Consider the following 11,969-nt stretch of genomic DNA (forward strand, 5'->3'; position numbering starts at 1 on the left):
ATTACTTAGAGTTTTTATCATCAAGAACGCTGCGTGTGATGACTTTGTCAATCAAGCCATATTCAAGAGCTCTTTCGGAAGTCATGAAGTTATCACGTTCCGTATCTCTTTGAAGGACTTCGATAGGTTGTCCCGTACGTTCTGCCAAGATTTGGTTCAGCTTATCTTTCAAGTGAAGGATACGGCGGGCAGCAATTTCAATTTCCGTAGCTTGACCTTGAGCTCCTCCAAGTGGTTGGTGAATCATGACTTCACTGTTTGGCAACGCAAAGCGTTTGCCTTTTTCGCCAGCGGCCAATAGGAAAGCACCCATGGAAGCGGCCATACCGATGCATACTGTCGATACATTAGGTTTGATATATTGCATAGTATCGTAAATGGCCATACCGGAAGTGATGCTTCCGCCAGGGCTGTTGATGTATAGAGTGATATCTTTTTCAGGATTTTCCGCTTCTAAAAATAGTAATTGAGCAACAATGGAGTTGGAGACATTATCGTCAATTGCACTTCCTAGCATAATGATCCGGTCTTTTAATAAACGGGAGTAAATATCGTAGGCACGCTCCCCACGACTTGTTTGTTCGATAACTGTAGGAATTAAATTCATGTTCATTTCCTCCTTCGATTAAGAGAATCATTTAAATTCTTTATGTATGTATGATACACTTTTTGGTCAATTTAGGTCAAACAAAACAAACCCTATTATGGATAATTTGTTCGACAATTTTCTGGCTAAGGCTCCTTCCTGATAGATTGTTTTATATATTATGCCGTACAGGGATGAATTTCCACATTACCCATAATACCCAAATGATAAAGTTTTAAACCTGATAACCCTTGCAAAGGAGGGGATTCTATCATATAATGAAGTCTGTTAAAAAAATATTTTCTATTACGCCCTCGTAGTGCAACGGATAGAACGCAAGCCTCCGAAGCTTGAAATGCAGGTTCGATTCCTGCCGAGGGCATTACCAATCTTCTGCTTAATAAAGTGGGGGATTTTTTATTGGTCATTTTTAGGAGAGTTAAAATTTTTGCTGAATTTGCTCGTTTTCCGTAATATTCCATCGAATCCTGCACTGCCGGTCCTCTCTTGAAAATATTCGCCAACACTATTGAAAAATGGTGATTTTTCAATAAAAGTAGTTGTTAAATTTGCGTTTCTAACATATAGTATTTAAAACAAATAAACTATTCAGAAAAAAATCGTAAGCGTTTTCATGGGTTTTTGTGTAGAATTTTCTCCTGATAATGTAAAATGGAGTGGGGGAGGGATGAATCGATGAGTATGAATATGAAAGCAGGACTTTTTCAACAGCAAACATTAAAGATGGCAATGACCCAGGAGCTCATGCAAGCTATTACATTGCTGCAATACTCCTCGCAGGAGCTATCGGCTTTTTTAGAAAATAAAATGGTGGAGAACCCATTACTGTCCATAGATCAGCCAACATCTTCTTTATTTCAGCCAACATCTTTTGAACGCAAAAAGGGTAAACGGACTCTTAAAAATACGTATGATGCCAACTATTGGATTGAACAGATCAGTGAAGATACCATATCGCTTGAACAGCATATCATGTCCCAAGTGAATCACCAGCAGTTTTCCGGTGAGCAGCAGAAGGCAATGCTTCTATTAATTCACAACCTTGATGAAAACGGTTACTTGAGGACCCAGCTGGAGGATATATGCATCTCGGGCGTGTCACCGGCCGTTTTGGAAGAGAGTCTCTCTATTTTACAGGAACTCGAGCCGCATGGTATTGGAGCAAGGAATCTTCAAGAGTGCCTTTTGCTTCAAGTGAAAGCAGAAGGGGGGAGTCTGCTGGCAGAATCGATCATAGAAAACCATTTCCTCGATTTTGCTGAAAAGCGCTGGAAAGACCTAAGTAAGAAAATCGGTGTTACACTGAAGGAGATTCAAGAAGTCTTTGATTATGTCCAGACGTTAAACCCGCGTCCGGCATCACTCTTTTTTCAGGAAAAACCTTCTTATATAGTGCCGGATGTGGTCGTGGAAGTTCGCGATGGCATGCTGCTTGTCGGGAATTATGATGGTAATACGCCCAATCTCAATGTGGATAAAGGATATTTAAACCGGATGAAGAGCCATAAGGATCAGGGAGTTCAGCGGTTTATCCAGGATAAGTGGCAGGAATACCAATGGATCTCCAGAGGGATCCAACAGAGAAAAGAAACGATATTGAAGGTCATTCAGTGCATCGTCGAAAAACAGCCGGCGTGCTTTCATCATGGCCTGAACTATTTGAAGCCGATGACGATGAAAGAAATCGCAGACGAACTTGGCATACATGAGTCCACAGTAAGCCGGGCGGTTAAAGGGAAGTACGTACAGACTCCATTTGGCACGATAGAGATGCGGATATTTTTCACTACTTCTTTACAGTCGGTCGGCCTTGATGAGGATATGTCGGGCATGCAAGCGAAAAAGAGCCTTCAGGCAGCCATCAATGGGGAAAATAAACAAAAGCCTCTTTCGGATCAAGACTTGGCAGAACGACTGAAAGAAGAGCATGGAATTATCCTGGCACGCCGAACCGTTGCCAAGTACCGGGAACAATTAGGGATCCCTTCTTCATCTAAACGAAAAAGATATGATTGAAAAGGATGATTGGTTTTGGAATCAAATGCGTTTGTTTTATATAGTAGGGATAAATGCCCGTTATGTGATAAAGCGAAGCAGGTACTCGAGGAAGTGAAAGTGGAGTCAGGCATTGGCTATAAGGAAATCGATATCCATACCGATGATGATTTGCTTGAGAAGTTCGGGCTGATGATTCCTGTCGTTGAATGGAAAGATGAAATCGTTCAGTTCGGAAACGTTGATAAATCAGCTCTAAATAGGCTTTTGGAAAAATAATTTTTCAAATCATTTGAAGAAACATTCCGTTCCTGCTAGAATAAAATATGTAGCAGGAATATTTTTTTGTTTTAAGTGGGACAGAAAATGACTACGCGGGACGTTAAATGTCCAACTTAACTTTTTAGGAGTTTTATATATGCGTACATTACTCGAGGTACAAAGAAAATTATTGCCCGATTTCCTTTTGGTTATGCAAAAAAGATATGATATCCTGCGTTATATCAAAATGATGCAGCCGGTTGGAAGGCGCAGTCTGTCCGTGAGCCTTAATTTGACAGAGCGGACGCTAAGAGGCGAGGTTGATTTTCTGAAAAGTCAGAACCTGGTTAACATCTTCAGCTCTGGCATGACGCTGACTGATGAAGGGATTGAAATCCTGGATAAGTTAGAAGGAATAATGCGTGAAGTAATGGGTATAGACATAATGGAAAAGCAATTGCAGGATTTGTTACAAGTGGATGAAGTCATAATTGTCTCAGGAAATTGTGATGAAACCCCATGGGTGAAAAAAGAATTGGGTAAAGCTTGTGCAAACCGTATGAAACGAGAATGGAACTCAAAGAATATCATTGCGGTTACTGGCGGATCGACAATGGCCGAAGTGGCTAATTCGTTGTCACCTGATGAAGCATCCAGGAAATTGACATTTGTCCCAGCCCGCGGGGGAATTGGTGAAGCGGTGCAGAATCAGGCCAATACGATTGTCGAAAAAATGGCACAGAAGGCTCAAGCCTCATACAGAGTGTTATATGTACCCGATCAATTAAGCGGTGAGGTTTATGCATCTTTTCAGAAGGAACCTGCAATTAAAGAAGTGATTTCCCAGATCAAGTCTGCCGATATGATCATTCATGGAATCGGTGATGCCATGGCGATGGCAGAGAGAAGAAATTCTTCGCCAGAAATGTTAAAGAAGCTGTTAGATGGAAATGCTGTAGGAGAGGCATTCGGTTATTATTACGATGAAAACGGCAAAGTTGTTCATAAAGTTTTGACGGTCGGCATCCAGTTAGATGATCTTAGCCCTGAAAAGCGAGTGATAACTGTGGCAGGTGGCAAAACTAAAGCAAAGGCTATCCGTTCCTACATGAAAGGCGCACCTTCATCGACCGTTTTGATCACGGATGAAGCTGCGGCACAAGAGTTAATTCAGGGGAATTACACCCCTTAATATATTTGCGAACTTAAAAGGAGGAATTTTTCATGGCAGTAAAAGTTGGTATTAATGGTTTTGGACGTATTGGACGTAATGTATTTCGTGCAGCATTGAGTAATCCTGGGGTAGAGATTGTTGCTATTAACGACTTAACGGATGCTAATATGTTAGCGCACCTTCTTCAATACGATACAATTCATGGATCACTTAATGAAAAAGTAACAGTTGATGGGGATTACCTTGTTGTTGATGGTCACAAAGTGAAAGTATTGGCTGAACGTGATCCTGCACAATTGGCATGGGGTGAACTGGGAGTAGAAGTAGTTGTGGAATCTACAGGGCGTTTCACAAAACGTGCGGATGCAGCTAAGCATTTAGAAGCTGGCGCGAAAAAAGTAATCATCTCTGCTCCTGCATCTGATGAAGATATCACGATCGTCATGGGTGTAAACGAAGACAAATATGATGCAGCAAACCATCATGTAATCTCTAATGCTTCTTGTACAACGAACTGCTTAGCTCCATTTGCTAAAGTGCTTCATGAACAATTCGGAATCAAACGCGGTATGATGACTACTGTTCACTCTTATACAAATGATCAGCAAATCCTTGATTTGCCTCATAAAGATTACCGTCGTGCACGTGCAGCTGCCGAGAATATCATTCCTACAACAACTGGGGCAGCAAAAGCTGTTGCACTTGTCCTTCCTGAACTTAAAGGGAAATTGAATGGTATGGCAATGCGTGTACCTACTCCAAACGTGTCTGTTGTCGACCTTGTTGCTGAACTTGAAAAAGACACAACAGTTGAAGAAGTTAATGCAGCATTCAAAAAGGCTTCTGAAGGTGAATTAAAAGGAATCCTTGAGTACAGCGAACTTCCGCTAGTATCAACTGACTATAACGGTAACCCATCATCATCTACAATCGATGCCCTTTCCACGATGGTAATGGAAGGAAACATGGTTAAAGTATTATCTTGGTATGATAATGAAACAGGATATTCAAGCCGTGTTGTTGACTTGATCGACTATTTGGCTAAAAAAGGATTGTAATTAGAATAATAAAAAACCTCACCAAGGTGAGGTTTTTTTTATCACAGCTCTAAAAAAACTTGGCAGAAGATGATATTATTAGTAAGTCATTAATCAGTCAAGCGTTTACATTTCTTGTTTTTGGATAATTTCCTGGAAACCGACTATAATGAAAAAGAGAAAAGGGGAGTTGGGAAAATTACCCTCTCCCTTTTTGGCTAAAAGAATCAAAAATATGATAACAATATCTAAGGAGGTTCTTGGATTATGAATAAAAAGTCGATTAAAGATATTGAATTAAAGGGGAAACGCGTATTTTGCCGTGTTGATTTCAACGTGCCGATGCAGGACGGAAAGATTTCGGATGATACGAGAATCAAGGCTGCACTGCCGACGATTTCCTATTTGACCGAACAAGGCGCAAAAGTCATCTTAGCCAGCCATCTTGGCCGTCCTAAAGGACAAGTCGTAGAAGAATTGCGTTTGGCACCTGTTGCGGAAAGACTAAGCGAACTTAGCGGCAAAGATGTGCAAAAGGCAGAAGAAGCATACGGCGAGACCGTTCAATCAATCATTGAAAACATGCAAAATGGCGAGATCCTGTTGTTGGAAAACGTTCGTTTCTATCCAGGAGAAGAGAAGAACGATCAAGAATTGGCGAAGTCATTTGCGGCACTGGCTGATGTTTATGTTAACGATGCATTCGGAGCTGCGCACCGTGCACATGCTTCAACTGAAGGAATAGCTCACCATCTCCCGGCCGTTGCAGGATTGCTGATGGAAAAAGAGCTTTCTGTACTTGGAAAAGCCCTATCCAACCCAGAACGTCCTTTTACAGCTATAATTGGCGGAGCAAAAGTAAAGGATAAGATAGGCGTCATCGAAAACCTTTTGGAAAAAGTCGATCACTTGATCATTGGTGGTGGATTGGGTTACACATTCATTAAAGCGCAAGGTCATGAAATCGGTAATTCTTTATTGGAAGAAGACAAAATAGAATTGGCCAAATCTTTCATCGAAAGTGCAAAAGAAAAAGGCGTAAAACTTCATTTGCCTATCGATGCAGTCGTAACTGCTGAATTTTCACCTGATGCAGAGACGGATAATGTCGATATCGATGCTATTCCAAATGATAAAATGGCTCTTGATATCGGACCAAAAACAAGTGAATTATTTGCGGATGTAATCAAAAGTTCCAAGCTTGTCATTTGGAATGGACCAATGGGTGTCTTCGAGTTCGATAAATTTGCGAATGGAACGAGAACCGTTGCCAGGGCCTTGGCGGAAGCAAACGATACGTACAGCATTGTTGGCGGAGGGGATTCGGCCGCGGCTGCAGAAAAGTTTGGCCTGGCAGAAAAGATGTCCCATATTTCAACTGGCGGCGGTGCATCTCTTGAGTTCATGGAAGGCAAAGAGTTGCCTGGCGTTGTAGCCTTGAACGATAAATAAGATTAAACCGTTACATATTTCAACATTAGAAGGGATGAGAAACCAAATGCGTAAACCGATTATTGCAGGAAACTGGAAAATGAATAAAACACTATCTGAAGCGACTGCCTTTTTAGAAGAAGTGAGCAATTTGATTCCGAAGCAAGATGTAATCGATACGGTTGTATGTGCTCCAGCTTTATTTTTGGATCAGCTCGTTCAAGCGGCAAAAGGAACCGATGTGAAAATCGGGGCACAGAACATGCACTTTGAAGAAAGCGGTGCTTTCACAGGAGAAATCAGCCCAATCTCATTGGCGGATCTTGGGGTATCCTACGTCATACTTGGTCATTCTGAGCGCAGGGAAATGTTCAATGAAACGGACGAAGCCGTTAATAAAAAAGCTCATGCCGCTTTTGCCCACCAATTGACCCCGATCGTTTGCTGCGGTGAAACACTTGAACAAAGGGAAGCTGGCGAAACGAATGATTTCGTAGGCAGCCAGATTGAGAAAGGCCTAGCAGGATTATCTGACGATCAATTGAAACAAGCCGTTATTGCTTATGAGCCGATTTGGGCGATTGGTACTGGAAAATCGTCATCTGCTCAAGATGCTAACGAAGTTTGTGCGCATATCCGCTCAGTCGTTGCCGACAAATTTTCAAATGAAGCAGCTGCAGCCATCCGCATTCAGTACGGTGGCAGTGTAAAACCTGAGAATATTAAAGAGTACATGGCACAACCTGATATAGACGGTGCATTGGTTGGCGGTGCTAGCTTGAAATCCGATTCGTTTTTACAATTGCTGGAGGCTGGTCACTATGAGTAAGTCGCCTGTGGCACTTATCATCTTAGACGGTTTTGGCTGCCGTAACGAAGAAAAGGGTAATGCTGTTTTTTATGCGAAAAAACCGAACTTTGACCGATATTGGGAACAGTATCCGCACTCCCATTTAACTGCAAGCGGGGAAGCGGTAGGCTTGCCTGCCGGTCAAATGGGGAACTCGGAAGTGGGCCATTTGAATATCGGGGCAGGACGGATCGTTTATCAAAGCCTGACCCGTGTGAACCTGGCAATCCGTGAAGGTGAGTTTGCACAAAACCCAACTTTGGTCGATGCCATGAGCCATACCAAGAAAAAAGGCACGGACCTTCATCTTTTCGGTCTTCTTTCAGATGGCGGCGTGCATAGTCATATCGATCATATGTATGCCCTTTTGAAATTGGCTGCTAAAGAAGGAGTTAAAAATGTATATGTACATGCATTTTTAGATGGCCGTGATGTCGGACCGAAAACGGCACAGGGTTATATTAAGGAAGCGGAAGCGAAAATGAAGGAAATCGGTGTTGGTCAGTTTGCGACCATTTCCGGAAGATATTATTCGATGGACCGTGATAAGCGCTGGGAACGTGTGGAGAAATCCTACCGTTCGATGGTGTATGGTGATGGCCCTGCTTACTCTTCTGCGATGGAGTGTGTCGAGGATTCGTATGAACATGGAATTTTCGACGAGTTCGTGATACCTTCAGTCATAACGGCGGAAGACGGTAAACCGGTGGCAACGATTAAAGATGAAGATGCCGTAATCTTTTATAACTTCCGTCCAGACCGGGCGATCCAGATTTCCAATACATTCACGAATGAGGATTTCCGCTCATTTGACCGCGGTCCTGGACATCCGAAGCATCTCCATTTTGTCTGCTTGACACATTTTTCAGAAACAGTTGACGGATATGTTGCATTTAATCCGACAAATCTTGATAATACATTAGGGGAAGTACTTTCCCAAAACCAGCTTACCCAGCTTCGTATCGCTGAAACTGAAAAATATCCGCATGTGACGTTTTTCATGAGCGGCGGACGTGAAGAGAAGTTTCCTGGTGAAGAGAGGATTTTAATTAATTCTCCGAAAGTCGCTACATATGATTTACAACCGGAAATGAGTGCTTATGAAGTGACGGATGCATTGGTGGAACAAATTGAGGCTGACCGTTTTGATGCCATTCTCTTGAATTTTGCCAACCCGGATATGGTCGGTCATTCAGGGATGCTTGAGCCTACCATTAAAGCGATTGAAACAGTGGATGAATGCCTAGGCAGGATTGTCGATTTAATCGTCTCAAAAGGCGGTACAGCGATCATCACCGCTGACCATGGGAATGCTGATGAAGTGGTAACGCTAGAAGGCAACCCGATGACAGCCCATACTACGAATCCCGTTCCTGTCATTATCACTAAAAATCAGGTAACATTAAGAACAGGTGGTATCTTAGGCGATTTAGCTCCAACGATGCTTGATTTGCTTGGAGTCGAAAAACCTGTTGAAATGACAGGGGAATCCCTATTATCTAAATAAAATTGTGAATAGGAAAAGGAGAGATTTATAATGCCGTACATCGAACATGTATATGCACGCGAAGTGCTAGATTCACGTGGTAACCCAACAATAGAAGTAGAAATCCAAACAGAGTCCGGATACTTCGGACGTGCAATCGTACCATCAGGTGCTTCAACAGGAGAACACGAAGCGGTTGAGCTTCGTGACGGGGATAAATCTCGCTACCTGGGTAAAGGGGTACAAAAAGCAGTCGATAATGTAAATGATATCATTGCTGAAGCTGTCATCGGTTTGGATGTAACGAACCAAGCAGGCCTTGACCTTACTATGATTGAATTGGATGGCACTGAAAACAAAGGTAACTTGGGAGCTAATGCAATCCTTGGCGTATCAATGGCTGCTGCCCATGCCGCTGCGGAATTTTCTGGATTACCATTGTATCGTTACCTTGGTGGGTTCAATGCGAAACAACTTCCGACTCCAATGATGAACATCATTAACGGCGGATCACATGCCGATAACAATGTTGACTTCCAGGAATTCATGATCCTTCCTGTAGGAGCTCCTAGCTTCAAAGAAGCAGTTCGTATGGGTGCAGAAGTATTCCATGCCTTGAAATCCGTCCTTTCAGCCAAAGGCTTGAATACGGCAGTCGGCGATGAAGGCGGCTTTGCGCCAAACCTCGGTTCAAACCGTGAAGCGCTTCAAGTCATCATCGAGGCAATTGAAAAAGCTGGCTACAAAGCAGGCGAAGATATCTACCTTGGCATGGACGTGGCTTCATCTGAATTCTATAACAAAGAAACAGGCAAATATGATCTTGCAGGCGAAGGCCGCAATGGTGTTACATCCGAAGAAATGGTTGCTTTCTATGAAGAGCTAGTGAATGAATTCCCTATTATCTCCATCGAAGACGGCCTGGATGAAAATGACTGGGATGGCCACAAGCTTTTAACGGAACGCATCGGATCTAAAGTTCAGCTTGTTGGTGACGATCTTTTCGTAACGAACACGAAAAAATTGGCTGAAGGCATCGAAAAAGGCATCGGTAACTCCATCCTGATCAAAGTGAACCAAATTGGTACACTGACCGAAACGTTTGATGCAATCGAAATGGCTAAACGCGCAGGCTACACGGCAGTCGTTTCCCACCGTTCAGGTGAAACGGAAGATGCAACGATCGCTGATATCGCCGTTGCAACAAACGCAGGACAAATCAAAACCGGTTCCATGTCCCGTACGGACCGTATCGCTAAATACAACCAACTTCTTCGCATCGAAGATCAGCTTGGTGACTTGGCTGTATATGGCGGCTTGAAATCTTTCTATAATTTGAAGAAGTAATTATCTTGGGATTCCGCTTCTGACGAGAAGATGGATTCTGCACAGTAATTTCTTTTCACCTCCCATTCAATGTGAATGGGAGGTTTTTTTATGTTTATGAGGGGGAAGTGTGCATTCAATATGGGTGAGATACAGTCTTTTACTATAATGTGCTTGCATGGATAAAACAATAATATGTCAAGACTATTAAGTTTTAATTTCAATATATAATTAAAATGGTATAATATAAATATATTGGTAAATATTTCATAAACCAAGTATAGGTTGATGAAACTACTATTACATATTAAAGGAGATGACAAATAATTTTGCTTAAGAAATTATTTGTCGTGGGTACAGTTTTTGCTAGTTTATCAATTGGAAATAGTACAATTGCAGCAGAAATAGAATCAGAAACGACCGTTACTAACATATCTAGTTTATCAGAAGTCAGCAGCCTAACCTCAGGCATTTCAGGTGAAACATCAGGTAAAAAAATTAAATGTAGTTCCAAAGTAAAGGCGAGAAATCCAATATTTGGTTCTCTAAGCGCAACCGCTACTTCATCAGCAGCAGTAAAAGAAGATACTATCTCTGCTAAAGTTAGGGTATATAGCAGTAAGGGAGGATTAAAAGGACAAAAAACAGATTCTCAGAAAAATTCAACATATGCTGGAGCTACCTATACTGATAAATCTAATAATATTCCTGCAACTGCTTTTGGCAATCATACTTATGTAAAGAAGAGTTATAAAACAGTAGTACATGAAACTAAGGATAAATTTTAAATATAAGAAAAGTTAAGGCTAACTGATGTTAGCCTTAACTTTATTTAGGAGCAATGATGATATGAAAAAACAGCTTTTGATAGCAATGTCCCTTTTATTGATTGGAATCTCAGGATGGATTTTTTACAATAAAATGTCTGATGAAAACACAAAAGGTGTACAGCCTAGTTTTAAGGAAGGCTCCAATACCATCTCCTACGGCTTGTTAGATGCGGATGGAAAAGTAATGAATAATGGAAGTGCTCTAGAACCGAAAAATAATAAGCTCGAGTATACTCTTTCTCTCTCAAATTTTATAGAAGTGGAAAGAGAATATGCCTTAATAGTCCTTAGTAACTTTGAACAAACACCCTTCACAGTTGAAGGAAAGCAATACAGTGTTTATACTTTTAATGCCAAGCCAAATAAAAGTATTGAGTTTAATCTGAGTGTTACCACTAACAATAGTACAAAAGAAATAGATTATCTTATAATTAAAAAACCAAATTATTTAATAGATAAATTAGATATATCAAGAATGCATACATTGCAAGAAGTGTTACCTATGCGTTATATGGTTAAGAGCAACGGGGACAATCCAAAAGCAGCTGCTGGTTTAATTCCAGATGACACGATTAAAAAAGGCCCAAACGATACCATATTTGTCAGCAAGCAAAAAGAGGAACTGAATATCCTGTCTGCAGCAAGAAGTGGTGAACATGTTTTCATATCTGTTGGGAATGTTGGTGAAAAAAAGGAAAATTACAATATCATTGCATTAAATCAATGGCAGCAGATTCCGTTGGAAAATGATCAGTTAGTAGGAAATGTGGCAGTTAACCCCGGTGAAAGAAAAGTGTTTGAATATAAGCTTCCAAAGGTAAAGCATGATTCGAATTTTCAGGTTATTGCTTTACCCAAACCTTATGAAGTCAGCGAAAGTGACTATGAAAGTACAGTCCCCTCCGGTTCATTTCGAACTGTTATTAAACCTTAAAGTTACATCATTCTCCTTTAGAAAAGATGGGGATTGTT

Annotated in this window: 11 protein-coding genes and 1 tRNA gene; 11 read left to right on the top strand and 1 reads right to left on the bottom strand. The window is 41.4% G+C overall.

Annotated elements, in window-relative coordinates:
* Position 1: 1 nt before the first annotated feature.
* The gene (gene clpP, locus J7I96_RS07055; RefSeq protein ID WP_214773013.1) at positions 2-607 is read right to left on the bottom strand and encodes an ATP-dependent Clp endopeptidase proteolytic subunit ClpP; all 606 of its coding nucleotides are present in this window, start codon (positions 605-607) and stop codon (positions 2-4) included.
* A gap of 289 nt (positions 608-896) precedes the next feature.
* Between clpP and J7I96_RS07060 the strand changes: the two genes are divergently transcribed.
* The 11 genes from J7I96_RS07060 to J7I96_RS07110 all read left to right on the top strand — a co-directional run bounded on the left by J7I96_RS07060 (position 897) and on the right by J7I96_RS07110 (position 11,931).
* Positions 897-968, top strand: a tRNA-Arg gene (locus J7I96_RS07060).
* 314 nt (positions 969-1,282) lie between these two features.
* Positions 1,283-2,623, top strand: coding sequence for an RNA polymerase factor sigma-54 (gene rpoN, locus J7I96_RS07065; protein WP_311315158.1), 1,341 nt, complete (start codon positions 1,283-1,285; stop codon positions 2,621-2,623).
* 15 nt (positions 2,624-2,638) lie between these two features.
* Positions 2,639-2,881, top strand: coding sequence for a glutaredoxin family protein (locus tag J7I96_RS07070; RefSeq protein ID WP_054398717.1), 243 nt, complete (start codon positions 2,639-2,641; stop codon positions 2,879-2,881).
* A gap of 139 nt (positions 2,882-3,020) precedes the next feature.
* Positions 3,021-4,055 carry a sugar-binding transcriptional regulator gene (locus J7I96_RS07075; RefSeq protein WP_034309980.1) on the top strand — a complete coding sequence of 345 codons (1,035 nt, stop codon included), beginning with the start codon at positions 3,021-3,023 and terminating at the stop codon, positions 4,053-4,055.
* A 32-nt stretch (positions 4,056-4,087) separates the two neighbouring features.
* On the top strand, positions 4,088-5,095 hold the full coding sequence (gene gap, locus J7I96_RS07080; RefSeq protein ID WP_076368241.1) for a type I glyceraldehyde-3-phosphate dehydrogenase: 1,008 nt from the start codon (positions 4,088-4,090) through the stop codon (positions 5,093-5,095).
* 246 nt (positions 5,096-5,341) lie between these two features.
* Positions 5,342-6,526 (top strand): phosphoglycerate kinase, encoded by a 1,185-nt coding sequence (locus tag J7I96_RS07085; protein ID WP_214773015.1) that lies wholly within the window; start codon positions 5,342-5,344, stop codon positions 6,524-6,526.
* Between the two features lie 46 nt (positions 6,527-6,572).
* On the top strand, positions 6,573-7,334 hold the full coding sequence (gene tpiA / locus J7I96_RS07090; RefSeq protein WP_214773016.1) for a triose-phosphate isomerase: 762 nt from the start codon (positions 6,573-6,575) through the stop codon (positions 7,332-7,334).
* Positions 7,327-8,862: a 2,3-bisphosphoglycerate-independent phosphoglycerate mutase gene (gpmI, locus tag J7I96_RS07095; protein WP_214922675.1), complete on the top strand. Its 1,536-nt coding sequence runs from the start codon at positions 7,327-7,329 to the stop codon at positions 8,860-8,862. Before tpiA ends, gpmI begins: the two co-directional genes overlap by 8 nt.
* 30 nt (positions 8,863-8,892) lie before the next feature.
* Entirely contained in the window at positions 8,893-10,188 is a 1,296-nt protein-coding gene (gene eno, locus J7I96_RS07100; protein ID WP_034309992.1) for a phosphopyruvate hydratase, read from the top strand.
* Between the two features lie 308 nt (positions 10,189-10,496).
* Positions 10,497-10,955, top strand: coding sequence for a hypothetical protein (locus J7I96_RS07105; protein ID WP_214922674.1), 459 nt, complete (start codon positions 10,497-10,499; stop codon positions 10,953-10,955).
* Positions 10,956-11,016: 61 nt separating this feature from the next.
* Positions 11,017-11,931: a hypothetical protein gene (locus J7I96_RS07110; RefSeq protein WP_098864841.1), complete on the top strand. Its 915-nt coding sequence runs from the start codon at positions 11,017-11,019 to the stop codon at positions 11,929-11,931.
* Positions 11,932-11,969: the final 38 nt, after the last annotated feature.

The organism is Bacillus sp. ISL-78, from assembly GCF_018613455.1.
Classification (GTDB): domain Bacteria; phylum Bacillota; class Bacilli; order Bacillales; family DSM-1321; genus Peribacillus; species Peribacillus frigoritolerans.

Bases quoted from the DNA above. Each gene is read 5' to 3' on its own strand.
- clpP (WP_214773013.1), bottom strand. From the start codon at position 607: ATGAATTTAATTCCTACAGTTATCGAACAAACAAGTCGTGGGGAGCGT.
- rpoN (WP_311315158.1), top strand. From the start codon at position 1,283: ATGAGTATGAATATGAAAGCAGGACTTTTTCAACAGCAAACATTAAAG.
- J7I96_RS07075 (WP_034309980.1), top strand. From the start codon at position 3,021: ATGCGTACATTACTCGAGGTACAAAGAAAATTATTGCCCGATTTCCTT.
- gap (WP_076368241.1), top strand. From the start codon at position 4,088: ATGGCAGTAAAAGTTGGTATTAATGGTTTTGGACGTATTGGACGTAAT.
- J7I96_RS07085 (WP_214773015.1), top strand. From the start codon at position 5,342: ATGAATAAAAAGTCGATTAAAGATATTGAATTAAAGGGGAAACGCGTA.
- tpiA (WP_214773016.1), top strand. From the start codon at position 6,573: ATGCGTAAACCGATTATTGCAGGAAACTGGAAAATGAATAAAACACTA.
- gpmI (WP_214922675.1), top strand. From the start codon at position 7,327: ATGAGTAAGTCGCCTGTGGCACTTATCATCTTAGACGGTTTTGGCTGC.
- eno (WP_034309992.1), top strand. From the start codon at position 8,893: ATGCCGTACATCGAACATGTATATGCACGCGAAGTGCTAGATTCACGT.
- J7I96_RS07110 (WP_098864841.1), top strand. From the start codon at position 11,017: ATGAAAAAACAGCTTTTGATAGCAATGTCCCTTTTATTGATTGGAATC.